This window comes from Dialister sp. (genome assembly GCF_051885895.1).
Classification (GTDB): Bacteria; Bacillota; Negativicutes; order Veillonellales; family Dialisteraceae; genus Dialister.
In genome coordinates this window covers 8806-10168 of the sequence record NZ_JBJEXP010000042.1, presented here as the reverse complement: position 1 = coordinate 10168, position 1363 = coordinate 8806, and the positions used below count along the sequence as shown (strand labels likewise).

At 47.5% G+C, this 1363-nt stretch carries 1 protein-coding gene; it reads left to right on the top strand.

Annotated features, from left to right (window positions below; translation table 11 throughout):
• Positions 1 to 95: 95 nt before the first annotated feature.
• A partial coding sequence (locus ACI4N7_RS03805) for a hypothetical protein (protein WP_439732037.1) occupies positions 96 to 1363 on the top strand: 1268 nt, incomplete at its 3' end.

Here is a 1363-nt window from a genome sequence, read left to right as displayed (position 1 = left end):
CACAGCCCTTTGAACTCTCTGACCCCCTTTTTCCTCTCGTCTGGTGTATAATAAAGAAAATTTCCTTTTCGTTTCCCTGAGAGAAGGTGCCCTTCATGCATGATGAACAGATGGCAGAAGAGAAGAAAAAGATTGCCCGCCTCCTGCTTTTCCACATGAACTGCCGGTTTTATCCGCTGGCCTGCAGAAGTTTCGCTTTTCCCGGTCTGACGGTGGACAAGGCGGTGAATGCCATGCTCCAAAAGGAAGGGCTACCCTGTGCTTCAGACAGAAAGACAAGAAACAGCCTGATACGGAAGTACGTCCATTTCCGTTTGGAGCTGGCGTCTCTGATTGTAAAATCTGACAGCCGCCGTTCTGCATTTCTGGAAAATGCAGTGAAGGACAGTCTGGATTTCGATATTACCCGTTCTTTCAGCAGTGAGTTTGACAATGTGCGCCGTGCCCTGCTTCCTTTTAAACCGCCCTTTGTCATGGAAAGCGGCTCGGTGATTCCGCTGATGACCTATCTTTCCAGGGAAACCGGTACATCCCTGGCCCCGCTTACGGACTATCTGGCCCGGGAAACGGAAGGGTACATGAATCAGGTGAAGGAGGAAAGCGCCGATTTCATGGCGGCTTTATCCTTCTGCCATCCGGATTTCCATGATACTTCCGTTTTGAAACTTCCCTTCCTTCTGCTCCAGTGCATCTGCGAAAATCTGGGAATGGAAGAGGGTGGACTGGTGACGGAAAGCGCGCAGATTCTCATGCCGCTGACAGAGGTCATGCCTTATATGGCAAAGAAAACGCTGTCTTCGGAGGGTACCCGCTTTTTCTATCATTACATTGTTTTTCGTGCCATGGTGCTTTCCTTTTTCGGCTCTTATATGTACCAGGACAGGAAACTGCGGGATTCCATTTATAAAGGCATCATGAAAAGCCGTCCCGTGATGCGGCTGATCCGTACGGCCAAGGCCATTCATTTCATGGACAGTGAGGATTTCGTTCTGAACCAGCGGCTGTACCTGAAAATCAACATGTTCATGCGGCAGTGGTCTATTTTTGATCCTAAAAATAAAAAAACCTATTACCGTTATTATCCCAATTTCACCACCTATATCACAGACAAAATGGATGATGAAGGCTTTGAGGACAGGATCAACGGACTGCTGGATGAATTCTGCCGGGCAGACAATTTTACTCTTTCGGAAAGGGATCGCAATTTTCTTATCCAGGAAACGGCGGCTTATATCAATACTGTCAGCCATGCCATGTATTTTGCCTACGGCATAGGATTCAGGAAACCGGAAGATTTCATTGATTCCCGCTGGAATGAACACACGAAGAATCCTCTTTTCAAAGGGTTTAAGAAAATATTCGG